The organism is Albidovulum sediminis, assembly GCF_025380365.1.
Lineage (GTDB): Bacteria > Pseudomonadota > Alphaproteobacteria > Rhodobacterales > Rhodobacteraceae > Albidovulum > Albidovulum sediminis.
Map to the genome: position 1 here is coordinate 1849191 of NZ_JAOCQF010000001.1, position 21638 is coordinate 1870828.

The following is a 21638-nucleotide window of genomic DNA, read 5'->3' on the forward strand; positions in this document are numbered from 1 at the left end:
CGGGGCAGCGCCCCGGCCCTGCCGCCCTGCTCAGGAACAGCCGGCCGGCGTTTTCAGGCTGTCCGGCCCCCGATAGGGGCCAAGCCGGCGCGACACCAGGCGTCCGCCGACCAGTTCGGTCGCAACGACATGTTCCCAGCCGGCGTCGGCCGTGACGATGGCCGGGCGCCCGCCGCAGCGCCGGATGCCGCCTTCGATGGCGGGCTCGCCGTACCGATGGTTGGTCAGGCCCGCGGCCTCTGCCACCGGCACCAGCCGGTCGCCTTCCAGCCGCACGACCCGAAGGATCCGGCCCAGGTGCGGCGTCTCGACATAGGCGATCTCGACCGTCCCGTCGCCGTCGAGATCCGCCGCACCCACGGGCGCAAGCCAGCGATGGGTGCGGCCGATGTAGCCGGTGGCGGCGATCAGCCCGGCCTCGCCGTAGACCGACAACCGCGCCCCGCGGCCCATGTCGGTCTCGACCACGATGACCTCGGGGGCGCCGTCGCCGTCCAGATCGGCAAGGCGCGGCGCGGTGTCCTCGAAAACCCGCGCCTGCGGCAGCGTCAGGCGCAGCCGGCCCGCGGTCGTCGCCAGCACCAGCGCGCCGAATTCGAACCCGTCGCCAAGCGCGCCGTGATCGTAGCGCCCGGTCGGATCGGCATAGCGCGCGCCGGTGATCTCGGCGGCAGCGGAAGTGCCGGCCAGGACGACGGCCAGCACCATCGCCGCACCGCGCATCAGATCTGTTTTTCCGGCATGAAGACCTTCAGCCCGTCAAGCGCGTCGGAGACCTTGATCTGACACGTCAGCCGCGAGCGGACCGGATCGGGCTCGTAGGCGAAATCGAGCATATCCTCTTCCATCGCGTCCTTGCGCGGCAGCTTTTCCACCCAGGCGGCATCGACATAGACGTGGCAGGTCGAACAGGCGCAGGCACCGCCGCAATCGGCCTCGATCCCCGGAATGCCGTTGTCGCGCGCGCCTTCCATGACCGTCATGCCGTTGGTCACATCGACGACATGTTCCTTGCCGCCGAATTCCACGTAGGTGATCCTTGCCATCTTGCACCCTTGAAGACTCTGTCATTGGCTATCTAGTCCCGTGACGCGGCAGGTTCCAGCCCCCCTGCGACGGCACGATGTCGCTGCGGGCCTGCCGAAACGACAACGGGCGCCCCATGGGCGCCCGCCGGTCGGGTATTGCCGCACCTATTCGACGGTGAGCGCCACGAAGCGCGGGTCTCCGCCGCGCCGGATCAGCAGAAGAAGCGACTTGCGCCCGGCCTCCTTCGCCTCCTCGATGCGCGCCTCGAGATCGGCGACAGAGGCGACCGCCTGCTGGCCGGCCTCGGTGATCACGTCGCCCGACCGCAGCCCCTTGCCATAGGCCTCGCTCGTCTCGTCGATGCCGGTGACGACAAGGCCGCTGCTGCCCGCAGGAAGGCCGAGTTCGGAGGCCAGTTCGTCGGTCATTTCCGACAGCGTCAGCCCCAGGATGTCCTTCTGCACCGGGGCGGCGGGGGGCGCATCGCTCGTCCCCGTCTCCTCGGCCTCGGCCGCCTCGCGACGGCCGAGCGTGACCAGAAGCGTCTCGCTCTTGCCCTCGCGCAGGACCACCACGCGCACGGCCTTGCCCACGTCGGCGTCGGCCACGCGGCGGACGAGGTCACGGGTGTCGGTCACTTCCGCACCGTCGAAGCTGGTGATGAGGTCGCCCGGAAGGATGCCCGCATCCTTTGCCGGCCCGTCGGGAACGTCGCTGACCAGCGCGCCCTTCGCCGCGGCGAGGCCCATGGCCTCGGCCACGTCCGGGGTCACGTCCTGGATGCGCACGCCAAGCCAGCCGCGCCGCGTCTCGCCGAATTCGCGCAGTTGATCAACCACGCGCGACACCACGTTCGAGGCCATGGAAAAGCCGATGCCGATCGAGCCGCCGTTGGGCGACAGGATCGCCGTGTTCACGCCGATCACCTCGCCCGACATGTTGAAGAGCGGCCCGCCCGAGTTGCCGCGGTTGATCGCCGCGTCGGTCTGGATGAAATCGTCATAGGTGCCGCTGAGTTCACGATTGCGCGCCGACACGATCCCGGCCGAGACCGAGAAACCCTGGCCAAGCGGGTTGCCCATGGCCATCACCCAGTCGCCCACGCGCATCAGGTTCGAATCGCCGAACCTGACGAAGGCCAGCGGCTCCGGGCTTTCCACCTTGAGAAGCGCGATGTCGGTCTTGGGGTCGGTCCCGACCAGCGTCGCGTCCAGCCGCTTGCCCGAGAAGAACTCCACCTCGATCTCGTCCGCGCCTTCGATGACATGGTTGTTGGTGACGATGTAGCCGTCCTCGGAAATCACGAAGCCGGAGCCCAGGGCATTCGAACGGCGCGGGCCGTCGGGCCCCTGATTGCCGAAATCGTTGAAGAAATCCTCGAACGGGGAACCTTCGGGCACGATCGGTCCGCCCTCGGTCGGCGCGGCGACGACGGTCGAGGTCGTGATGTTCACGACCGCCGGGCTGACCTGGTCGGCAAGATCGGCAAAGCTTTCCGGCGCGGCGCGAGCACTTGCCTGAAGCGCCAGCGCCAGGGCAAGCATGAGCCCGGCGAACAGCGCCAGCAGGTACCGCGGCGCAGGCGCCACGAGGGCCCGACGCACCACAATGGATTTGGCCTGAGGTTCCACTCCACTTTCCCCTTGTCTTTCGCGGCGCATCCGGCGCCGCCCTACTCCGTCATACTAGGTAGGGTTGCCCCTGCAGGAATCAAACCCGCGCCCGCTGCGTCAAACACGCGTGAGCGTCGCCAGTGTCTCAGGCCGACAGAAAGCGGGCAAGCCAAATGAGCGCGAGACCGAGTGCGGCGGCGGCAATCCCCAGGTTGCGGCGCGTCTCCGCCGGCAGGCGGCGCAGCAGGTCGAGCGCATCCTCGATGCGCGAAGGGGCCAGCGCAAAGGCCAGCCCCTCCAGCGTCAAAACAAGCCCGATGCCCAGGAGAAGGAGAGCGAGGCCCCCCATCCGCCTACTGCCCCTTGTCGGACTTGAGATAGTTGAAGAACTCGCTGTCCGGCGCCATCACCATGGTCGAGTTTCCGCCCAGAAGCGAGGCGCGATAGGCCGCGAGAGAGCGGTAGAAGTCGAAGAACTCCGGGTCCGCGCCGTAGGCTTCGGCGAAGACGGCGTTGCGGCGGGCGTCGGCCTCACCCCGGATGATCTCGGACTGGCGCTGCGCGTCGGAGACCAGTTCTACCCTGGTGCGGTCGGCCTGGGCGCGAAGGCGCTGCGCCGCCTCCTTGCCGCGCGCGACCTCGTCGGCGGCCTCACGCTCGCGCTCGGCGCGCATGCGGGCGAAGGTGGCATCGAGGTTCTGCACCGGCAGGTCGGTCCGCTTGACGCGCACGTCGATGATCTCCACCCCCAGGGTCGCGGCCTCGGAACGCGAGGCATCGCGGATGCGCTGCGCAAGCGAGGCGCGGTCGGCCGAAAGGATCGCCGAAGACGTCACCGAACCCAGCACCTCACGCGTCTGCGCGCGCAGGATGGTGTCGATGCGGCTTTCGGCCAAAGACAGGCCCGCCGCGCCGACAGCCTGACGGAATCGCTGCACATCGTCGATGCGGTAGCGCGCGAAGGCGTCGACCACGAGGCGGCGGTCGTCGAGCGGCGTGACCTCGAGCGGTTCGACGTCGAGGCCGAGGATGCGGTCGTCGTAGCGCACGACTTCCTGGATCAGGGGGACCTTGAAGTAGAGCCCCGGTTCCTCGCGCACGGCCTTGATCTGGCCGAACTGCAGGACCAGCGCCTTTTCCTTTTCGTCGACGATGAAGACGGCAGACAAGGCACCGGCGATCACCAGCACCACAGCCGGAATGAGAAGTGCGGCACGGTTCATCAGTTGCCCTCCGCCACAGGCTTGCGGCCCAGTTCGTTCAGGGGAAGATAGGGCACGACGCCCTGCCCGGCCTGATTTTCGTCGATGATGACCTTGTCCACCCGGCCCATCACTTCTTCCATCGTCTCCAGATACAGGCGCTTGCGCGTGACCTCGGGTGCCTTTTCATATTCCGCCAGAACAGCGGAGAAGCGGCTGGCCTCACCCTCGGCCTGGTTCACCACCTGGGCGCGGTAGGCCTCGGCCTCCTCGAGGATCTGCGCGGCCTGGCCGCGCGCGCCGGCCACGACCGTGTTGGCGTAGGCGTCGGCCTCCTTCTGGAGCCGGTCGCGTTCCTGTTCGGCCGACTGCACGTTCTTGAACGCCTCGATCACCTCGCGCGGGGGGTCGGCGCGGTCGAAGTTCACGCGCACCACGTTCAGGCCGGAATTGTAGCTGTCGAGCGTGGTCTGGATCAGGTCCTTCAGCCGTTCGGCAATGGCGCCGCGGTCACGGTTGAGGATCGGGGCAAGCTGCGACTGCGCGATGATCTCGCGCATCGAGGCTTCGGCAACGGCGTTGATGGTCAGTTCCGGGTCGCGCAGGTTGAACAGGAACTTCTCAGGGTCGGAGACGTTCCAGACCACCTGGAAGTCGATGTCCACGATGTTCTCGTCCCCGGTCAGCATCAGGCCGCTGTCGTCGGCCCCGCCCCGGCCGACGCCGATATCCTCGGTCCGTTCGGTCGAAAGCTGCACCTTCTCGGGGAAGACGATGGGCCAGGGGGCGAAGTTCAGGCCCGGTTCGCCGATACAGGGCGAATTGCACTTGCCGAGGAACAGCTCGACCGAGCGTTCTTCGGGGCGGACGGTGTAGAAGCTCTGGTAGGACCAGAGCGCCACCGCGGCCAAAGCGGCCAGCGCGAAGGTGCTGCGCGGCAGGCCTGGCTGATCACCGCCGCCGCCCTGTCCGCTGCCGCCCCGGCCGCCCATCAGCACCCGGAGCCGTTCGGTTCCCTTGCGCATGATGTCGTCGATTTCGGGAATCTGTGCGCCGCCGGACGGACGACGGGGACCGCGGGTCGGCCGGTCGTCGTCATCTCCGCCGCCTGCTCCGCCACCGCCCCAGGGGCCTCCGCTACCACTCATCTATGCCTATCCTCTTTCTCGCACGTTGTGTTCATCCTGCATCCCAACTGGGTCGCAGGACAGAAAAATCAAGCCGTCCTGACCGGTTTGCGCAACGTGACCAGTTCTTCGGCCATGACCGGATGCACCGCCGCGGTGCGGTCGAAATCCTCTTTCGTGGCGCCCATCTTGATCGCGATGGCCACCAGCTGGATCATTTCGCCCGCCCCGGGTGCGACGATGTGGCACCCGAGGATCTTGCGCGTGGTCGCACAGACGATCAGCTTCATCATCACCCGGTCCGGGCGGCCGGCGAAGGCGGACTGCATCGGCCGGAACGCGGTCGCATAGACCTCGATCGGCCCCCGTTCGCGCGCGTCCTCCTCGGTCAGGCCGACGGTGCCAAGCTCGGGCTGGGTAAAGACGGCCGAGGCGACCAGTTCGTGATCGGGCTTCGTCGGCTTCGCTCCGAAGACGGTATCGGCAAAGGCGTGCCCCTCGCGGATCGCGATCGGGGTCAGGTTGATGCGGTCGGTCACGTCTCCCACCGCATAGATCGAGGGAACCGAGGTCTGGCTCCAGCCGTCGACGATCACCTCGCCCTTGCGGCCAAGCTTCACGCCCGCATCTTCCAGGCCGAGGCCGCGCGTGTTGGGCGCGCGCCCGGTCGCGTAGATGACCTTTTCGAACACCCGTTCGTGCCCGTCGGTCGACATGACCCAGGTCCCGCCCGCGGCGGCGCGCATTTCCATCACATCGGTGCCGAGGTGCAGGTTCACGCCCCCCTCGCGCATCTGATCGGCGACGTGGCCGCGGGCCTCGCCGTCGAAGCCGCGCAGGATCTGCTCGCCGCGGTAGAACTGCGTGACCTCGACCCCCATGCCGTTCAGGATGCAGGCGAATTCGCAGGCGATGAAGCCACCGCCAACGATCAGGACAGACTTCGGCAGCCGGTCCATCTTGAAGATCTCGTTCGAGGTCATCACGCCGACCGCGCGCGCCGCCTCGGGCACCGAGGGCTGGCCGCCGGTGGCGATCAGGATGTGTTTCGCGGTGAATCGTGCGCCGCCGGCCAACCGCACGGTGTGCGCATCCTCAACCACGGCGCGGTCGTCGTGGATGGTGACCCCCGCCTTCACCAGCCCCGCGCGATAGACGCCTTCGAGCCGGTCAAGCTCCACGTCGAGCTTCGCGCGGAAGGCCGTCCAGTCGAAGCCGCCCGGCGCCACGTCCCAGCCATAGGCGCGCGCATCCGACATCTGCCCGGCATAGGACGAGGCGAAGACCATCAGTTTCTTGGGAACGCAGCCGCGGATGACGCAGGTCCCGCCCATGCGGTATTCCTCGGCGATTGCGACGCGGGCGCCGTATTCGCTCGAGGCGATGCGGGCGGCCCGCACACCGCCCGAGCCGCCGCCGATGACGTAAAGATCGAAATCGAATTCCATGAAGGGTTCAGTCCCCGATGTTCGAGAATATGTTGCCGGTCTCCGCGATCAGTGTTTCCGACACCTCGATCGACAGGTCGTGGATGTCGCGCACCTCGACCCGGCCGTCGGCATGACCGATCACGATCCTGTCGCAGATATCCACGAAAAGCCCGTTTTCAACCACGCCGGGCACCTGATTGAGCATCAGCGCCAGTTGCCGGGGGTTTCCGATCCGCCCGAGATGCAGGTCGATGATGAGGTTGCCCTCATCGGTGCGGAACGGCTCGTCCCCGCTCATCCGGATCGTGGTCCGCCGCCCCATCACGTCGAAGGCGCCCAGCAGTTCCTCGACCAGACCGCGGGTGACCTCGGCGCCGAAGGGGATGACCTCGACCGGCAGCGGGAAGGCCCCGAGATGGGCAACTTCCTTGGCCGCGTCCGCGATCACGATCATCTTGTCCGAGGCGGTGGCCACGATCTTTTCCTGCAGGAGCGCGCCGCCGCCGCCCTTGATCAGGTTCATTTCCGCGTCGAACTCGTCAGCCCCGTCGATGGTCAGGTCGAGCCACTTCGCCTCGTCAAGCGTGATGACCCTGATGCCCACCTCGCGCGCAAGCGCTGCGGTGCGGCCCGAGGTCGGGACGCCGACGATCTGAAGCCCTTCGTCGCGGATACGCTCGCCCAGGCGGCGAACCATCCATGCGGCGGTCGATCCGGTTCCCAGCCCCACCTTCATGCCGCTTTCGACGAACTCGACCGCCTTGCGCGCGGCATTGGCCTTGGCCTGGTCGATCTGGGACAGGTTCTCGGGCATCGCATTCTCCTCGGGCGTGGCGCGCGCGTTATAGGAAATCTCGGCGCCGGGTGCGAGCGACATTTGCCGGGACACCGCGCGGCACGGCGTCCACCGCGTCAGGACCCCACGTCGCGGTCGCACACGGCAGAGATCTTGTTGCCGTCGGGGTCGCGCACGTAGCAGGCGTAGAAATGGGGGCTGTAGGGCCTGAGGCCCGGCGCGCCCTCGTCGGTGCCGCCATTCTGGAGCGCCGCGCGGTGGAAGGCGTCGACGGCCGCCCGGTCCGCCGCGTCGAAGGCCGGCATGGAGCCGTTACCCACCGTCGCGGGGCGCCCGTCGAAGGGCCGCGTGACCCAGAAGCGGATCCGCTCCCCCGGTTTGCGAAAGCCGATCTCCTCGTCAAGCTCCGCGCCGGATTCGAACCCGAGCGTGGGCATGACGGCGTCGTAGAACCGCTTTGCGCGTGCCAGATCGTTAGTGCCGATCGTGATGTAAAGAAACATGGCTCCCCCCGGCCCTCCTGCGGCCATTTTGCTGTTCCGTCCCGTGGACGCGGTCGCTATAGGATGCGGGGTTTGTCTCAGATGCAAGGACCGGATCATGGCCAATGTGGTTGTCGTGGGTGCCCAGTGGGGCGACGAGGGCAAGGGCAAGATCGTCGACTGGCTTTCCGAACGCGCCGACGTGATCGCGCGCTTCCAGGGCGGACACAACGCGGGCCACACGCTTGTCATCGGCGGCAAGGTCTACAAGCTGAACGCGCTGCCCTCGGGGGTGGTGCGCGGCGGCAAGCTGTCGGTCATCGGCAACGGCGTCGTGCTCGACCCCTGGCATCTGGTCAAGGAAATCGCCGCGATCCGCGAACAGGGCGTCACCATCACGCCCGACACGCTGATGATCGCGGAAAACACCCCGCTGATCATGCCCTACCACGGCGAACTTGACCGCGCGCGCGAGGCGCAGGCGACCGGATCGAAGGCCAAGATCGGCACCACCGGGCGCGGCATCGGCCCCTGCTACGAGGACAAGGTCGGCCGCCGGGTGATCCGCGTCGCGGACCTTGCCGACACCGCGACGCTGGAACTGCGGGTCGAACGCGCGCTGGTCCACCACAACGCGCTGCGCGCGGGGCTTGGCCTTGACCCGATCGACAGCCGCGCCCTCATCGCCATGCTGCAGGAGATCGCGTCGGAGATCCTGCAATACGCCGCCCCGGTCTGGAAGGTGATGAACGAGGCGCGCCGGGCCGGCAAGCGCATCCTGTTCGAGGGGGCGCAGGGCTCGCTTCTCGACATCGACTTCGGCACCTATCCCTTCGTCACCTCCTCCAACGTGATCGCCGGACAGGCGGCGACGGGCGTGGGCCTTGGCCCCAACGCCATCGACTTCGTCCTTGGCATCGTGAAGGCCTACACGACCCGCGTGGGCGAAGGCCCGTTCCCGAGCGAACTGCACGATGCGGATGGCGAGCGTCTCGGCACGCGCGGGCGCGAATTCGGCACCGTCACCGGGCGCAAGCGCCGTTGCGGCTGGTTCGATGCGGCGCTGGTGCGACAGACCTGCGCCATCTCGGGGATCAACGGCATCGCGCTGACGAAGCTCGACGTGCTCGACGGGTTCGAGACGCTGAAGATCTGCGTGGGCTACGACCTTGACGGCCAGCGGCTCGACTACCTGCCGACCGCCGCCGACCAGCAGGCGCGCTGCGTGCCGGTCTACGAGGAGATCGAGGGCTGGAGCGAAAGCACCGAGGGCGCGCGCAGCTGGGCCGACCTGCCCGGCGCGGCGATCAAGTATGTCCGCCGGATCGAGGAGCTGATCCAGTGCCCTGTCGCGCTGCTGTCCACCAGCCCCGAGCGCGACGACACGATCCTTGTCACCGACCCCTTCGCGGACTGAGCCAATGCTGTCCTACCGTGCGCGCCGCCGCCTGTCGCTTCTGATCCTGCTGGTCGGGCTGCCCGTCTACATCGTCGTTGCGGTGACGCTGGCCAACTGGCTTGGCGCCCGCTTCGGGCGGCTGCCGATCTGGGCCGAGGCGGCGCTTTACGTCGCCCTCGGGTTCCTCTGGGTGCTGCCGTTCCGGTCGGTTTTCCGCGGGGTCGGCAAGGAAGACCCCGACGCGCGCCGGGACTGATCGCTAGCGCGAGCCCCGCTTGGCATCGCTGAGAAAGCGCGAGGCCTCGGTGATCGTGAACTGGCCACGGCGGACCTTCTGGATCTTGCCCTGCCGGAGCAGCATGCCGAACGACCGCAGCCCGTCCTCGCGGCTGAAATCCGGTTTGTCGCTGACGGTCGCGACCTTGCGCAACAACTGCGGCCGCGAAAAGTGGGGCGTGCCCTCGATCGCCGCGGCATAAGCCGCCGCGGCTTCCAGCAGGTCCGACAGGTCGGACGCACCCAGCAGTTCGGCGAATTCCGCGAAACTTCCGGCGTCCTCCGGCCGGATGCGGCGGCGCGGAACGATCACCTCGCTCTCGGGCAGGATGCGGGTGGGAACCGAGGTGCGGCGGCGCGCGGCCGAGGGCGGCATCTCATCCGCGGCCCGGGCGATGCGCTGCTCGGACACGAGGACAAGCGGCGGCGCCTCGGGCGCGCGTGCCGGGCCGGCTTCGGGGGCCGGGGCCTTTGCTTCACCGGGGGCGGCGGACGCGTCCCTTGCCTCTGCCGCCTCCGGTGCGGGTTCGGGAGCCGAGGGCGCGGAGGGAGCCGAGGGCGCGGAGGCCGACGATGGCCCCGATCCGGCATCCGGCCCCGAAGGGCCACCGGCCGACGACCGCGACTTGGGGCGGACCACGCGCGAAAGATCCTCGCGGTAGCGGTCGAGATAGGCGTCCTCATCCACTTCGGGCGCGGCACTTTCGGCGTCGGACTTGAAACGACGATCCGCGACCGTGGCCGCGACGGCCGCCTTCATGTGCGAGATGGCGGACAGGCGCCGCCTGCTTTCCGGCCCCTCGAGCTTGCTGCGCGCCTCGTCCATGAGGCGGGCGACCGCCGTCTCGTCGTCGGCCGAGGCCTTTTCGAGGATGGAACGCCCGGGAACCGCGTCCGCGGCCGGCGTCTCCTCCTCCACCACCCTGCTTTCCTCGGTCACGCGGCGCAGCAGATCCTCATCCACCTTGGGCGTCGGGCGCGGGGATGCGGGCGGGCGCTGGCCGCCACGCAGATAGGGTGCCTCGGCCTCATAGGCGCGAAGGCGTGCGGCAAGATTGGGCAGCGTCGCCGGTCCCGCCGCGTCCGCAGCCGGGGGGGCGGCGCGCGCGGCACCCGTCACGGGGGCGGGAATTCCCGCGGCGTCCTCGTCCTCGTAGTACTCTTCCTCGTCGGCGTGCCCGGCCGCTTCAACTCCCGGCCCGCCGACATCGAGGTCATAACCGAAATCGACCGCTGGGGCCTCGGCCGGAAAGGCCGGCGCGGGCTCGGCCGCGGCCTCGGCGCCAAGGGCCGCCTCGGCTTCCGCCACGGCGGCGCGCAGGCGTCTGAGCTTTTCGGCGGCGGTTTCGGCAGGGGATGGGGCGGCCACCGGGGCTGCGACCTCTGGGGTTGCGGGCACCTCGCCCGCGGCTGTCTCGTCGGGTTCGGCGGCACGCAGCACGATGCCTTCGCCATCCACCCGCGCCTCGACCCGGCGGCGCACCTCGCGTTCGGCGATCCGGTGCAGCATCTCGGTATCCGGCGTGGGCGGCTCGGCACCGAAATACCGGTCCTGCGCGGCAAGGTCGCGGAAATACTCGGCAATGGCCCGCATCGTGCCGAACGGCTCGTCAAACCCCTCCAACGTGCAGGAGAAGGTTCCGTAGGACACCGTAAGGATCTTGTTCGCACTGACCATCGTCATTCTCGTCCGACACCCACCATGCCCCGGAAGGGCTTACCCGATACTGGCCCCTTTGAATGATGACATATAGGAAAAAGGAAGGATTCTTTCAGGCTCGGATTGCCTTTCTTTGCCCCAATCGTCATCAATTTGGCCATGTCACCCGTATTGCCCCCTTTCTCGCAACCGATCACGCTTCTGGGCGGCGGTGAGGTCGATCACGAGACCCTGGCGGAGGCTTTGTTGCTCGCTCCCGTGATCGTAGCGGCCGATGGTGGCGCGAATGTGGCATGGGCCCACGGACACAGCCCCGAATGGGTCGTCGGCGACCTCGACAGCGCGGATCGGCGGAAGCTGGCCGACATGCCCCCCGAGCGTGTGCTTTTTGTTGCCGAACAGGAAACCACCGACTTCGAAAAATGCCTTCGGCGGCTCGATGCGCCCTTCGTTCTGGGGTTGGGTTTCACCGGACCGCGATTCGATCATTCGCTGTCGGCCTGCAACGCGCTGGCGCGCAATCCGCGCAGCGCCTGCCTGCTTCTGGGCCGGCAGGACGTGATCTTTCACGCGCCCGCGCGCCTCGCGCTCGACCTTGATCCAGGCACGCGTGTGTCGCTCTTTCCGATGGCCGAGGTTACCGGCCGCTCCGACGGCCTGCGCTGGCCGATCGCCGGGCTGACGCTTGCGCCCGGCGGGCGGATCGGCACCTCGAACGAGGCGACGGGGCGGGTCGAGATGGAATTCGACAGCGCGGGGATGCTGGTGATCCTGCCGCGGGCCGCCCTCAGAGCGGCGATTGCGGCGCTGCGACCGGAGTGGGGTGATCCAGCCGCGCCTGCCGGACAAGCTGCCGCTCGCGGTGGATGACGTAAAGGCCCGAGCCCACGATCACGCCGATCCCCGCCCAGGTCAACCCGCCGGGGAAGTCGCTGAAAACCATGAAGCCGAAAAGGGTTGCGGTCACGATCTCGAGGTAGTGGAGCGGCGCCAGCGTCGATGAGGGCGCGAACTTCAGCGCGTAGGTCATGGCCATGTGGCTGACCGCCGAGGCCAGACCGACGCAGAACACCCAAAGCCAGAAGATGCCCCTTGGCGGCGTGAAGTCGAGCGACGGTTCGCCGGCCCAGGTTCCCAGACCCAGCAGCGGCAGGCAGAGAACACCGGCCACCAGCGCGGTGTGGAACTGCATCGGCACCGGATGCACCTCACGCGAGAGGCGGCGCGTCACCAGCATGTAGAGCGCGAAGCTGACCGCGGTGCCCAGCGGGAACAGCGCGACCGGGCCGAAGACCGCGAACGAGGGCTGGATCACCATGAGAGAGCCGCCGAAGCCCACCGCGCAGGCGATCAGGCGGCGCGGACCGACATGTTCGCCGAACACCAGCCGCCCGATCAGCAGGATGACGAAGGGCTCGACGAAGGCGATGGCGAGTGCGTCGGCAATCGGCATCACCTTGACGGCGGCAACGAAACAATAGGTCGACAGGATCAGCATCACCGCGCGCAGCGTCGTCAGCCGCAGCGCCGACGGCGTGAGCCGCAGCGGCAGGCCCAGCCACAGCACGACGGGCAGCATCAGCGCGGCCTGCACGACAAAGCGGCCAAGCGCGATCACGCCGACCGAGACCTCGGCGGCGGCAAGCTTGGAGGCAACGTCGATCAGCGGCGCAAAGACGCAAAAGCCGATCATCAGCGTGACGCCGGGCAGGATACGGTCGTTCGGGTTCATGGCTTCCCGCTACCGCGCCGCCGCAGGGCCGTCCATGGGGAAAATGTGCCGGATACAATCGTCCCCATGAACGCCCCCGCGAGGCGCTGGTCAGGCGGGCACGGGCGCCGTGGGCATGCGCGCGGCCCAGCCCGCCCTGAGCGCCGCGCCGCGCCCGGTGAAGCCGCCGCCGGGAAGCACGCAATCCTCGATCCGGTCCAGTCTGAAATGGCGGAAATCCTCGCGCAGTTCGCACCAGGCGGCCAATACGACCGCGTCGGCATAATGGATCAGCGCGACCGGCAGCACGGACCGGTGGGTCACCCGCCCGTCGGCGTCGCGGTAGGCGATGGCAAGCCGACGTTCTTCCCGGATTGCGCGGCGGAGGAGCGCGGGTTCGGTGGCGGCGGGCGGCATCCCGTGCCAGCCGGACGCGCCCGGAGACGCGCCCAAGCCGACACGCTTGCGCGCGGGCTGCGCGGCCGCGATCTTCGCCGCGACGGACTGCGCCGCCGCGACCTGCCCCCTGTCGCCGGTGCGCGGCAACAATGCCAAGCCGACGATGATCGCCTCGATCTCATCCGATGTGAAATTCAGCGGCGGCAGGTCGAAACCCGGACGCAGCACGTAGCCAAGGCCCGCCGCCCCGTCGACCGGCACCCCCATCGCCTGAAGGCTGGCGATATCGCGGTAGATCGTGCGCCGCGAGGCGCCCAGCCGCCCGGCGATCTCTTCGGCCGTCAGGGCGCACCGGTGCGCCCGCAAAAGCGCAATGATCTCAAGCATCCGGGTCGGTTTCATGGCGCCGGAGTTCCCCGCGATTCCCTGCTGACAATCAGATGTCAGCAGGATCTCTCGGGATGCGCGCCATGACAAGGGCGAGGCTGCGGCCCGCCGGACGACCAGTCACGACCTCAGCAGTTCGGCACGTTGACGGCGAGCCCGCCGAGCGAGGTTTCCTTGTACTTCTCGTGCATGTCCCGGCCCGTCTGCCACATCGTCTCGATCGCGGCGTCGAGCGGCACGAGGTGCTGGCCGTCGCCCCGAAGCGCCAGCGAGGCGGCGGAGACGGCCTTGATCGCGCCAAGGCCGTTCCTTTCGATGCAGGGCACCTGCACCAGCCCCTTCACAGGGTCGCAGGTCATGCCGAGATGATGTTCGAGCGCGATTTCGGCCGCGTTTTCAACCTGCTCCGGCGTGCCGCCCATGACCGCGCACAGCCCCGCCGCCGCCATCGCCGCAGCCGATCCGACCTCGGCCTGGCAGCCGCATTCGGCGCCCGAGATCGAGGCGTTGTGCTTGCAGAGCCCGCCGATGGCCGCTGCCGTCAGAAGGAAATCCCCGACCTTCGAAGGCGTCGCGCCCGGCACATGGTCCAGCCAGTAGCGGATGACCGCGGGCAGCACCCCGGCCGCCCCGTTGGTCGGCGCGGTCACCACCTGGCCGCCGGCGGCGTTCTCCTCGTTCACCGCCATGGCATAGACGCTCATCCAGTCGTTGATCGTGTGCGGCGCGGTCAGGTTCATGCCGCGTTCGGCCAGAAGCGCCTCGTGGATCGCCTTCGCGCGGCGGCGCACCTTCAGCCCGCCCGGCAGGATGCCGTCGGTTGCAAGGCCGCGTTCGATGCAGTCGTTCATCACCTGCCAGAGCCGCGCCATGCCTTCGTCCAGGTCGCGGGCGGAGCGGAAGTGCAGTTCGTTCGCGCGCTTCATCTGGGCGATGGACTTGCCCGATGCCTTCGCCATGTCGAGCATTTCCGCCGCGGTCTGGAACGGATGCGGACAGCCCGAGGGCTTGGCCGCGACCTTGTCGGCGCTGTCCGCCTCTGCCGCCGTCAGGACGAAGCCGCCGCCGATGGAATAGTAGGTTTCCTGTAGGATAACGTCGCCCTGCGCATCGGTGGCCATCAGGATCATGCCGTTGGCATGGCCGGGCAGCGCGGGGCCGTAGTCGAACGCCAGGTCCTTCGCGGGGTCGAAGGCCAGGACTGGCAGGCCGGGCGGCGTCACCGTGCCGGTCGCGGCGATGGCGGCAAGCGCCGCCTCAGCCTTATCGTGGTCGTAAGTTTCGGGAACGAAGCCCGCAAGGCCAAGGATCGTCGCCCGGTCGGTCGCGTGACCCTTGCCGGTGAAGGCGAGCGAGCCGTGGAGCGAGGCCCTGAGGCCCGCGGGATGGAAGGGCGAGGCGCGCAGGAGGTCCAGAAAGCGCGACCCCGCCACCATCGGCCCCATCGTGTGCGACGACGAAGGGCCGACACCCACCTTGAACATGTCGAAGACGGACAGAAACATTTGGCGATCCTTTCAGGTCGCGCTGCCCTCGGGCGGGCATGCGTAGGAGGGTGCGGTGAAGATCGTGTCGCCCAGCCCCTCGATCAAGGCGGCCTGGCGGGCGGAGGGCCGACGCTCGGTCGCGGCGGCGACGGCGTGAAGGGCCGGGTACCGCGCGAGGTCGAGCCAGCCCAGCGTCTCGGCCGGGTAAAGCGCCAGCCAGCGCAGGAGGCAGGAGACGTAGAGCGTCAGGACCGAGGGCACATCGGGCGAAAACCACGCGGGCCGGGTGGCCGCCATGGCGTCCAGCAGCGCGAGGTGGCCGGCGATGCGGTCCTGCGTTGCCGCCAGGAACGCCGCCACGTCCGCGCCCTGCCCCGCATGGCGGTCGGCGTAGAAGGCCAGCCGCGCATCGGCGTGAAGCGTGTTCGACACGAAGAACAGCCACTTGAGGAAATCGCCCCGCGCCGGGTCGCCCGGCTGCGGCGCGAGTGCCCCGTGACGCTCGGAGAGCCAGAGAAGGATTGCCCCGGTCTCGAACAGCGCCCCCTCGGGCGTTTCCAGTGCGGGGATCAGGCCGTTGGGATTGAGACGGCGGTAGGCCGCGCCGTCCTGCGCCCGCACGCGCCGGTCCACCAGCACCGCGCGATGGGGCTGGTCCAGTTCCATCAGCGCCAGCCGGACGATCAGCGAGGCGTTGTCGGGGGCGTAGTGCAGGACATACATGGCGGTCTCCCTGCCCATGCTTATCGCCGGACGAAAGGCCGGGGAGAAGCGCGAAAGCGACGTTTCTTGCCGCGATGGCGCACCTTGGCGGGGCACCGCTTCCGGGCTTGCGCCCCGGACGCCATGCGCCTAGATAGGCGCGTCAGCCCGAAACAGGACCCGGTCCCGATGGAAAACGTCATTCTCACCGTCCATCTGATCCTCGCGCTCATGCTCATCGGCGTGGTGCTGCTGCAGCGGTCGGAGGGAGGCGGGCTTCTGTCCGGCGGCGGCGCGATGAGCGCGCGCGGCGCGGCCAACGCGCTGACCAAGTTGACCTGGGCGCTGGCGATCGCCTTCATCACGACCTCGATCGCGCTGACGCTGATCGCGGCACAGAAGTCCGAAGGCACCTCGGTCGTCGACCAGCCCGTGACCGAGGCGCCGGCCGACGCGCCCGTGGCCCCGGCGGTGCCGACCGGCGACCTTCTGCCGCCCTCCAGCACCGACGGCACGCAGGCCCCGGCGGCCGGTGACGCGCCGCTGACGCCGCCTTCGCTCGACTGACCACAACCCTTTGATCCGGCCGTCCGGACGGCCCACTAGACCTTGCGGTCCTGTTGCGGGCAGGCTGCGAATCTGTTAAGGCTTGAATCCCGTGATGCCGAGGCCCCGGCGCTTTGGCGAAACCAAGAATCTTGAGGCATTCACGGGGGCATCCGAACCATGGCGCGTTACGTCTTCATCACCGGTGGCGTGGTCTCTTCGCTTGGGAAGGGGCTGGCCTCGGCGGCGCTTGGCGCGCTTCTGCAGGCGCGCGGCTATTCGGTGCGGCTCCGGAAACTCGACCCCTACCTGAACGTCGACCCCGGCACGATGTCGCCGTTCGAGCACGGCGAGGTCTTCGTCACCGACGATGGCGCGGAAACCGACCTCGACCTCGGGCATTACGAACGCTTCACCGGCGTCCATGCCCGCAAGACCGATTCCATCTCCTCGGGCCGGATCTATTCCAACGTGCTGGAGAAGGAGCGCCGCGGCGACTACCTTGGCAAGACGATCCAGGTCATCCCCCACGTCACCAACGAGATCAAGGACTTCCTCAGGATCGGGGAGGACGAGGTCGACTTCATGCTGTGCGAGATTGGCGGCACCGTCGGCGACATCGAGGGGCTGCCCTTCTTCGAGGCGATCCGCCAGTTCATCCATGAGCGCCCGCGCGGCCAGTCGATCCTGATGCACCTGACGCTGCTGCCCTACCTGTCCGCATCGGGCGAGTTGAAGACCAAGCCCACCCAGCACTCGGTCAAGGAACTGCAGTCGATCGGCCTTGCGCCCGATGTGCTCGTCTGCCGGTCCGAACACCCGATCCCGGACAAGGAACGCGCCAAGATCGCGCTGTTCTGCAACGTCCGGCAAGAGGCGGTGATCCCCGCCTACGACCTTTCCACCATCTACGAGGCGCCGCTGGCCTATCACCGCGCCGGGCTTGACCAGGCCGTGCTCGACGCCTTCGGCATCTCGCCCGCGCCGCGCCCGAACCTCGCGCGGTGGGAAGACGTGATGGACCGCCTGACCCATGCCGAGGGCGAGGTGCGGGTGGCCATCGTCGGCAAGTACACCCAGCTGGAGGATGCCTACAAATCCATCGCAGAGGCGCTGACCCACGGCGGCATGGCCAACCGCGTACGCGTCAAGGCCGAATGGATCGACGCCGAGATCTTCGAGCGGGAGGACCCCGCGCCCTGGCTCGAACGGTTCCACGCCATCCTCGTCCCCGGCGGCTTCGGCGAGCGCGGCACCGAGGGCAAGATCAAGGCCGCCCAGTTCGCGCGCGAGAAGGGCGTGCCCTACCTCGGCATCTGCCTTGGCATGCAGATGGCGGTGATCGAGGCGGCGCGCAACCTCGCCGGTGTGACCCGCGCCGGGTCCGAGGAGTTCGACCACGAGAAGGGCGAGAAGCGGTTCGAGCCGGTCGTCTACCACCTCAAGGAATGGGTGCAGGGCAACCACATGGTCTCGCGCCGCGCGGACGACGACAAGGGCGGCACGATGCGCCTTGGCGCCTATACCGCGCATCTCAAGCCCGGCTCGAAAGTGGCCGGCGTCTACGGCGCGACCGAGATCGAGGAACGCCACCGCCACCGCTACGAGGTGGACATCAAGTACCGCGAGAAGCTGGAAAGCTGCGGTCTGATCTTCTCCGGCATGTCGCCCGACGGACGGCTTCCCGAGATCGTCGAGTGGAAGGACCACCCCTGGTTCATCGGCGTGCAGTTCCACCCGGAACTGAAATCCAAACCCTTCGCCCCGCATCCGCTGTTTGCGGATTTCGTGCGAGCGGCGAAGGAGGTGGAGCGGTTGGTGTGAGGGGGGGAGATTTGTCGAGGCTCCGAAGTTCACCAGTATTCGAAAGGGCTGGGCAACTTTGGTTTTTAACTTCCCTTCGTACCAAATGCCGCTAATGTTCCAGGATCGGCAGCGACCAAATGTGATGCAACTTGGAGCAAAAACGTGAAGAGGAGGTATGGCGCGGCCGTGTGTCTGCTGGCGCTCTTCTCGGTGAATTCAGGTGGCTACGGCTACGCACAAACCATTCCCTATCAATCAGATGAGTTCAATGACCCGGACAGTCGCATTCCGGCGATATTCGCCTGCATGTTTGCTGGGCACCAATCGGGGCTTGATGTTGCGGCGACTGAAACTGCGGTCGACTTTCTTCTTGATTCAGGCATAGCGCCCGAACAGATAGACACATGGGCGCATGACGCGACGATCTATGTATCGCGGGAACTTGCAGAAACGGATATGGCGAGCTTCTGGAAGCGTGAGTGTGAAACGCAGTTCGCGAACATGCGCGCCGCCATGTCACAATAGTTCCGTAGCGAGCTACGCCCCGTAGGATACGTGTTCGTACGCACCATTCCGTTCCACGAATCGGCGCGTGAAGTCACGCATCCTGCGTCCCACTCTCGTCCGATTTCCCAACCGTCCGGCGCCAGCGGAGCCGCCCTTGCCCTGCGGCTTGCGCCTCCGGGCATTCGGACCGGGCGAAGGTCCACCGGGCCTTCGCCTGCCGGTCCTCGGGCATTCCGTCCGTGCGGGTTCTCCGCCCCGTCTGATCATCACAATCGCGCGAGACCACCCTCCGCGAGCCCGTTTCCGGGCCGTTCGGCCGGCAAGGCCGCCGTCCGCTCCCTAGCCAAACCGTCCTGCCCGTCGCATCCTTTCGCGCGGCGCGCGCCCCGGCTCGCCCGAACAAGACGCTTTGGGAGGAGCGCACCGCATGACCGACACGATCGAATTCCTGCATCACCCGACCTCGCAGCCCTGCCGGGCGGTGCATCAGCTCATGCTGGAAAACGACATTCCGTTCGAGGAGCGGATCATCAACCTGATGGACGGCGAGAACGAGACGGCGGAGTTCAAGGCGCGCTACAACCCGACCGGGCAGGTACCGATCATCGTGGATGGCGACTTCACGCTCTGGGAAAGCTCGGCGATCGGCTTCTACCTTTCCGAACGCTTCGCGATCCCCGGCAACTGGCTGGGCCGGACCATGCAGGAACGGGCGCTGATCCAGCAATACACGCATTTCCATTCGACCATGCTCCGGCGCGGCGCGGGCGCCTTCTTCTACACCCGCTTTGCCGAATGCATCTGGGGCCCGCGCGACTATTCCGCCGAGATCGCCATGGGCCGCTACATGCTGGCGCAGTCGATGCCGATCCTCGAGACGTGGCTGGGCCGGCACGATCACCTCTGCGGTGACGCGATCAGCTTCGCCGACCTCCTCGCATTCCACGAATTCGTCTCGCACGAGGCGGGCGCGATCATCCCGGCCTCGGAATGGGCGAAGTTCCCCCGCATCCGGGCCTGGTTCGACCGGCTGGCGGAGCGGCCCCACGCCAAGGCGGTCTCGGGCATGATCATGATGGTCGGCGCGATGCGGCAGGCGGGCGAGGCGATCCCGATGACGCGCAAATCCTCGCTGGCCAAGGGCACGCAGATCCGGCCGGACGAGGGGCACTGACCCGGCGGGGCCGCGGGACCGCGCCTGACAACCCCGCCATGCGCGCATCCGCCGAGGGGGGGCGCCATGAAAGCCCGCTGGCGTCTTCCTGCCGCCTTCCCGGTTGCCCCGACCGCGGCCGGGAATGGATGCACGCCCCCCCGGCGACCGTGAACCTTTCGCCCGAAACATACGTGAACCCGCCTGGCGGCACGGCAGTCGTCGACATCCGCGCGGCGCCCCCGCTGGCCCTTGGATGTGCCGTCGTCGGGGGGCGTGGCATCCGCTGCAAGTAACAAGCGCTTGCTTGCGGCCCCCGAAAGCGGATTTTCGGCCGCATTTCGCCTATGAGCAACCGTATCGAGCGCGCTTTTCCGCGCGCCAACAAAATTTTGCCCTAATTCCAAAACAAGCTGCTCTAGGATCACGAACTGACGCGGGGGCGCAGGATGTATCTTGGAATGCTGATTATCGGATGGACGATCGGGCTGGCCGCGGGGCTTGTCCTCACGATCGTTTACGGGGCTCCCCTGTGGATGGGCTTTCTCGTCTGGTCGCTGGGCGGCGCGGCGCTGACGCTGGCCGGGTTCGTCGGCCTGCATCTTCTGGCCGGAACGCCCGCCAAGGAAAGCCGGCAGGCCGCGCGCGTCGGCTGAACCGCTTTCCCTTGGCCTTCGGGGCCGCTATATCCAAGGCATGTTTGCGAAACTCCTGTCGGCGCTGATGGCGCCGTCCCCTTCCCTGCCCCGCCCCGATGCCCGGCTTGCGCTGGCCGCCCTTCTCGTGCGGATCGCGCGGGCCGATGGCCGCTATTCGGCCGAGGAGGCGGCGCGCATCGATCGCGCCCTGGCCGGCCGATACGGCCTGTCCCCGTTCGAGGCCGCCGACCTGCGCCAACAGGCCGAATTGCTTGAGGCCGAAGCGCCCGACACGGTCCGCTTCACCCGCGCCCTGAAGGATGCCGTCCCGCATGAGGATCGCATCACGCTGATCGAGGCGCTTTGGGCGGTGGCCCTGGCCGACGGCCGGCGCGACACCCACGAGGACGCGGTCATCCGGCTGGCCGCCGGTCTTCTGGGCGTGACGGATGCCGAAAGCGGCATGGCCCGGCAAAGGATGGAGCGGAAGGCATGATCGCCCTATTGCCGATGTACGACTGGGACGAGGTCCGCGATGCGACGGACCGCCTTTGGGGAGCGATCCGCGACGCGCTCGATGCCCGGGGGATCGCCGCGCCAGGGACGCTGACGCGCGGGGTGGACCTGTGGCAGGCCTGGCAAAGCCCCGACCTCGTCCTGGGCCAGACCTGCGGCTTTCCCTTCCGCACGCGGCTGCACGGCCATGTCGCACTGGTCGGCACGCCCGACTTCGCCCTGCCCGACGCGGCGCCGGGTTACTACTATTCCCAGCTTGTCGTCCGGGCGGATGAGACCCACACACTCGCCGAGGTCTTCGCCCAGCGCCTTGCGGCGAACGGCCGGGACAGCCAGTCGGGCTGGGCCGCGCCGCTGAACCACGCGGCGGCGCAGGGATGGATGGTGGGAGAGACGGTGCTGACCGGCGCGCATGTCGAAAGCGCGCGGGCAGTGGCCGAGGGCCGGGCCGATGTCGCCGCCATCGACGCGGTCACCTGGCGGCTGGTCGAGACGTATCGGCCCGCGCTGGCCGGGCAGCTGCGCGTGATCGCCCGAACGGCGCCCGCGACGCCCGGCTTGCCCTACATCACCGCGAAAGGCCGCGACCCCGCCGCCATCGCCGCCGCAGTGGACGACGCGGTTCGGGCACTTTCGGCCGCGGATCGGGCGTCGCTGGGGCTTGCTGGCCATGTGCGCATCCCCGAGGCGGATTATCTGGCCGTCCCGGTGCCGCAAGTGCACTGACGTTTTGCACAGCTTTCCTGGCCGAATTGCGCAAGATTGTCCAAAA

Annotated in this window: 24 protein-coding genes; 10 read left to right on the plus strand and 14 right to left on the minus strand. The window is 67.9% G+C overall.

Annotation, left to right across the window (positions count from 1 at the left end; all coding sequences use genetic code 11):
• Nucleotides 1-30 precede the first annotated feature (30 nt).
• The 9 genes from N5I32_RS09090 to N5I32_RS09130 form a co-directional block, all read right to left on the minus strand.
• Nucleotides 31-723 (minus strand): FG-GAP repeat domain-containing protein, encoded by a 693-nt coding sequence (locus N5I32_RS09090; protein ID WP_261495081.1) that lies wholly within the window; start codon nucleotides 721-723, stop codon nucleotides 31-33.
• On the minus strand, nucleotides 723-1046 hold the full coding sequence (locus tag N5I32_RS09095; protein ID WP_261495082.1) for a 2Fe-2S iron-sulfur cluster-binding protein: 324 nt from the start codon (nucleotides 1044-1046) through the stop codon (nucleotides 723-725). The genes N5I32_RS09090 and N5I32_RS09095 overlap by 1 nt, the downstream gene beginning before the upstream one ends.
• A gap of 147 nt (nucleotides 1047-1193) precedes the next feature.
• On the minus strand, nucleotides 1194-2690 hold the full coding sequence (locus N5I32_RS09100) for a DegQ family serine endoprotease (protein WP_439648181.1): 1497 nt from the start codon (nucleotides 2688-2690) through the stop codon (nucleotides 1194-1196).
• 97 nt (nucleotides 2691-2787) lie between these two features.
• Nucleotides 2788-2991, minus strand: coding sequence for a DUF2065 family protein (locus tag N5I32_RS09105; protein ID WP_261495083.1), 204 nt, complete (start codon nucleotides 2989-2991; stop codon nucleotides 2788-2790).
• A 4-nt stretch (nucleotides 2992-2995) separates the two neighbouring features.
• Complete coding sequence (gene hflC / locus N5I32_RS09110; protein ID WP_261495084.1) at nucleotides 2996-3865, minus strand: protease modulator HflC; 870 nt, start codon at nucleotides 3863-3865, stop codon at nucleotides 2996-2998.
• Complete coding sequence (gene hflK, locus N5I32_RS09115; protein WP_261495085.1) at nucleotides 3865-4992, minus strand: FtsH protease activity modulator HflK; 1128 nt, start codon at nucleotides 4990-4992, stop codon at nucleotides 3865-3867. Before hflK ends, hflC begins: the two co-directional genes overlap by 1 nt.
• Before the next feature lie 68 nt (nucleotides 4993-5060).
• A complete protein-coding gene (gene gorA, locus N5I32_RS09120; protein WP_261495086.1) occupies nucleotides 5061-6419 on the minus strand; it encodes a glutathione-disulfide reductase in 1359 nt (452 codons plus the stop codon).
• A 7-nt stretch (nucleotides 6420-6426) separates the two neighbouring features.
• Nucleotides 6427-7215: a ribose-5-phosphate isomerase RpiA gene (gene rpiA / locus N5I32_RS09125; RefSeq protein ID WP_261495968.1), complete on the minus strand. Its 789-nt coding sequence runs from the start codon at nucleotides 7213-7215 to the stop codon at nucleotides 6427-6429.
• A 98-nt stretch (nucleotides 7216-7313) separates the two neighbouring features.
• On the minus strand, nucleotides 7314-7700 hold the full coding sequence (locus tag N5I32_RS09130; RefSeq protein ID WP_261495087.1) for a VOC family protein: 387 nt from the start codon (nucleotides 7698-7700) through the stop codon (nucleotides 7314-7316).
• 97 nt (nucleotides 7701-7797) lie between these two features.
• On the opposite strand from N5I32_RS09130, the gene N5I32_RS09135 reads away from it, so the two are divergent.
• Entirely contained in the window at nucleotides 7798-9096 is a 1299-nt protein-coding gene (locus tag N5I32_RS09135; protein WP_261495088.1) for an adenylosuccinate synthase, read from the plus strand.
• Nucleotides 9097-9100: 4 nt separating this feature from the next.
• Nucleotides 9101-9334: a DUF2842 domain-containing protein gene (locus N5I32_RS09140; protein WP_261495089.1), complete on the plus strand. Its 234-nt coding sequence runs from the start codon at nucleotides 9101-9103 to the stop codon at nucleotides 9332-9334.
• A 3-nt stretch (nucleotides 9335-9337) separates the two neighbouring features.
• Here N5I32_RS09140 and N5I32_RS09145 read toward each other — a convergent pair whose 3' ends face one another.
• A complete protein-coding gene (locus tag N5I32_RS09145) occupies nucleotides 9338-11032 on the minus strand; it encodes a hypothetical protein (protein WP_261495090.1) in 1695 nt (564 codons plus the stop codon).
• A 141-nt stretch (nucleotides 11033-11173) separates the two neighbouring features.
• On the opposite strand from N5I32_RS09145, the gene N5I32_RS09150 reads away from it, so the two are divergent.
• Complete coding sequence (locus tag N5I32_RS09150) at nucleotides 11174-11884, plus strand: thiamine diphosphokinase (protein WP_261495091.1); 711 nt, start codon at nucleotides 11174-11176, stop codon at nucleotides 11882-11884.
• On the opposite strand, the gene N5I32_RS09155 is transcribed toward N5I32_RS09150, so the two are convergent.
• From N5I32_RS09155 to N5I32_RS09170, 4 genes are all read right to left on the minus strand, one after another.
• The gene (locus tag N5I32_RS09155; protein WP_261495093.1) at nucleotides 11802-12746 is read right to left on the minus strand and encodes a DMT family transporter; all 945 of its coding nucleotides are present in this window, start codon (nucleotides 12744-12746) and stop codon (nucleotides 11802-11804) included. The two genes, N5I32_RS09150 and N5I32_RS09155, sit on opposite strands and share 83 nt — an antisense overlap.
• 90 nt (nucleotides 12747-12836) lie before the next feature.
• Nucleotides 12837-13526: a helix-turn-helix transcriptional regulator gene (locus N5I32_RS09160; RefSeq protein ID WP_261495095.1), complete on the minus strand. Its 690-nt coding sequence runs from the start codon at nucleotides 13524-13526 to the stop codon at nucleotides 12837-12839.
• 113 nt (nucleotides 13527-13639) lie between these two features.
• Nucleotides 13640-15016 carry an L-serine ammonia-lyase gene (locus N5I32_RS09165; RefSeq protein ID WP_261495097.1) on the minus strand — a complete coding sequence of 459 codons (1377 nt, stop codon included), beginning with the start codon at nucleotides 15014-15016 and terminating at the stop codon, nucleotides 13640-13642.
• A gap of 12 nt (nucleotides 15017-15028) precedes the next feature.
• Complete coding sequence (locus N5I32_RS09170) at nucleotides 15029-15739, minus strand: glutathione S-transferase family protein (protein WP_261495102.1); 711 nt, start codon at nucleotides 15737-15739, stop codon at nucleotides 15029-15031.
• 150 nt (nucleotides 15740-15889) lie between these two features.
• Here N5I32_RS09170 and secG point away from each other — a divergent pair, with 150 nt between their 5' ends.
• The 7 genes from secG to N5I32_RS09205 all read left to right on the plus strand — a co-directional run bounded on the left by secG (nucleotide 15890) and on the right by N5I32_RS09205 (nucleotide 21592).
• On the plus strand, nucleotides 15890-16267 hold the full coding sequence (gene secG, locus N5I32_RS09175) for a preprotein translocase subunit SecG (protein WP_261495103.1): 378 nt from the start codon (nucleotides 15890-15892) through the stop codon (nucleotides 16265-16267).
• 159 nt (nucleotides 16268-16426) lie between these two features.
• The gene (gene pyrG, locus N5I32_RS09180) at nucleotides 16427-18070 is read left to right on the plus strand and encodes a CTP synthase (protein ID WP_261495105.1); all 1644 of its coding nucleotides are present in this window, start codon (nucleotides 16427-16429) and stop codon (nucleotides 18068-18070) included.
• 168 nt (nucleotides 18071-18238) lie between these two features.
• A complete protein-coding gene (locus N5I32_RS09185) occupies nucleotides 18239-18577 on the plus strand; it encodes a hypothetical protein (RefSeq protein WP_261495106.1) in 339 nt (112 codons plus the stop codon).
• A gap of 409 nt (nucleotides 18578-18986) precedes the next feature.
• Entirely contained in the window at nucleotides 18987-19733 is a 747-nt protein-coding gene (locus N5I32_RS09190) for a glutathione S-transferase family protein (protein WP_261495107.1), read from the plus strand.
• 440 nt (nucleotides 19734-20173) lie between these two features.
• Nucleotides 20174-20368, plus strand: a complete 195-nt coding sequence (locus N5I32_RS09195) for a hypothetical protein (protein ID WP_261495109.1) — start codon at nucleotides 20174-20176, stop codon at nucleotides 20366-20368.
• Between the two features lie 40 nt (nucleotides 20369-20408).
• Nucleotides 20409-20846 carry a tellurite resistance TerB family protein gene (locus N5I32_RS09200; RefSeq protein ID WP_261495111.1) on the plus strand — a complete coding sequence of 146 codons (438 nt, stop codon included), beginning with the start codon at nucleotides 20409-20411 and terminating at the stop codon, nucleotides 20844-20846.
• Nucleotides 20843-21592 (plus strand): phosphate/phosphite/phosphonate ABC transporter substrate-binding protein, encoded by a 750-nt coding sequence (locus N5I32_RS09205; RefSeq protein WP_261495112.1) that lies wholly within the window; start codon nucleotides 20843-20845, stop codon nucleotides 21590-21592. The genes N5I32_RS09200 and N5I32_RS09205 overlap by 4 nt, the downstream gene beginning before the upstream one ends.
• Nucleotides 21593-21638 lie beyond the last annotated feature (46 nt).

Bases quoted from the DNA above. Each gene is read 5' to 3' on its own strand.
- N5I32_RS09160 (WP_261495095.1), bottom strand. From the start codon at position 13,526: ATGAAACCGACCCGGATGCTTGAGATCATTGCGCTTTTGCGGGCGCAC.
- gorA (WP_261495086.1), bottom strand. From the start codon at position 6,419: ATGGAATTCGATTTCGATCTTTACGTCATCGGCGGCGGCTCGGGCGGT.
- pyrG (WP_261495105.1), top strand. From the start codon at position 16,427: ATGGCGCGTTACGTCTTCATCACCGGTGGCGTGGTCTCTTCGCTTGGG.
- secG (WP_261495103.1), top strand. From the start codon at position 15,890: ATGGAAAACGTCATTCTCACCGTCCATCTGATCCTCGCGCTCATGCTC.
- N5I32_RS09170 (WP_261495102.1), bottom strand. From the start codon at position 15,739: ATGGGCAGGGAGACCGCCATGTATGTCCTGCACTACGCCCCCGACAAC.
- hflK (WP_261495085.1), bottom strand. From the start codon at position 4,992: ATGAGTGGTAGCGGAGGCCCCTGGGGCGGTGGCGGAGCAGGCGGCGGA.
- N5I32_RS09090 (WP_261495081.1), bottom strand. From the start codon at position 723: ATGCGCGGTGCGGCGATGGTGCTGGCCGTCGTCCTGGCCGGCACTTCC.
- N5I32_RS09190 (WP_261495107.1), top strand. From the start codon at position 18,987: ATGACCGACACGATCGAATTCCTGCATCACCCGACCTCGCAGCCCTGC.
- N5I32_RS09140 (WP_261495089.1), top strand. From the start codon at position 9,101: ATGCTGTCCTACCGTGCGCGCCGCCGCCTGTCGCTTCTGATCCTGCTG.
- N5I32_RS09105 (WP_261495083.1), bottom strand. From the start codon at position 2,991: ATGGGGGGCCTCGCTCTCCTTCTCCTGGGCATCGGGCTTGTTTTGACG.
- N5I32_RS09200 (WP_261495111.1), top strand. From the start codon at position 20,409: ATGTTTGCGAAACTCCTGTCGGCGCTGATGGCGCCGTCCCCTTCCCTG.
- N5I32_RS09150 (WP_261495091.1), top strand. From the start codon at position 11,174: ATGTCACCCGTATTGCCCCCTTTCTCGCAACCGATCACGCTTCTGGGC.
- N5I32_RS09100 (WP_439648181.1), bottom strand. From the start codon at position 2,690: ATGCGCCGCGAAAGACAAGGGGAAAGTGGAGTGGAACCTCAGGCCAAA.
- hflC (WP_261495084.1), bottom strand. From the start codon at position 3,865: ATGAACCGTGCCGCACTTCTCATTCCGGCTGTGGTGCTGGTGATCGCC.
- N5I32_RS09155 (WP_261495093.1), bottom strand. From the start codon at position 12,746: ATGAACCCGAACGACCGTATCCTGCCCGGCGTCACGCTGATGATCGGC.
- N5I32_RS09145 (WP_261495090.1), bottom strand. From the start codon at position 11,032: ATGGTCAGTGCGAACAAGATCCTTACGGTGTCCTACGGAACCTTCTCC.
- N5I32_RS09195 (WP_261495109.1), top strand. From the start codon at position 20,174: ATGCTGATTATCGGATGGACGATCGGGCTGGCCGCGGGGCTTGTCCTC.
- N5I32_RS09130 (WP_261495087.1), bottom strand. From the start codon at position 7,700: ATGTTTCTTTACATCACGATCGGCACTAACGATCTGGCACGCGCAAAG.
- N5I32_RS09095 (WP_261495082.1), bottom strand. From the start codon at position 1,046: ATGGCAAGGATCACCTACGTGGAATTCGGCGGCAAGGAACATGTCGTC.
- N5I32_RS09135 (WP_261495088.1), top strand. From the start codon at position 7,798: ATGGCCAATGTGGTTGTCGTGGGTGCCCAGTGGGGCGACGAGGGCAAG.
- rpiA (WP_261495968.1), bottom strand. From the start codon at position 7,215: ATGCCCGAGAACCTGTCCCAGATCGACCAGGCCAAGGCCAATGCCGCG.
- N5I32_RS09205 (WP_261495112.1), top strand. From the start codon at position 20,843: ATGATCGCCCTATTGCCGATGTACGACTGGGACGAGGTCCGCGATGCG.
- N5I32_RS09165 (WP_261495097.1), bottom strand. From the start codon at position 15,016: ATGTTTCTGTCCGTCTTCGACATGTTCAAGGTGGGTGTCGGCCCTTCG.